The sequence below is a fragment of the Caballeronia sp. ATUFL_F1_KS4A genome, assembly GCF_023630905.1.
GTDB lineage: Bacteria > Pseudomonadota > Gammaproteobacteria > Burkholderiales > Burkholderiaceae > Caballeronia > Caballeronia zhejiangensis.
On sequence record NZ_JALQEB010000079.1, the window covers coordinates 1 to 236 of the forward strand.

1 protein-coding gene is annotated in these 236 nt (G+C 62.3%); it reads right to left on the reverse strand.

The features are described 5' to 3' along the window. Positions 1 to 197, reverse strand: a 197-nt coding sequence (locus tag NCS03_RS31100; RefSeq protein ID WP_250530522.1) for a hypothetical protein, incomplete at its 3' end; no start/stop codon positions are given. Positions 198 to 236: the final 39 nt, after the last annotated feature.

Sequence of the window (236 nt, forward strand, 5' to 3'; positions counted from 1 at the left end):
TCGGCAAAGCGCAGCAGCAGTGCGGGCTCTAGCGCTCGTAGGCGATCCCGCTCGGCAATCAGCCCCGCAATCCGGTGCTCCAATTTGCCGTGACAGGTCGGATCGTCGCACGGTGCCCCGTCAGCGCTGGGTATCCCCGCTGTATCCAGGCGGGCGTGACAATCGGTGACGATCTGCTTTGCGGCTTTTTTCTTCACAGCAGCACTCCTTCTGGCAGTTCATAGGCCCACAAGCCC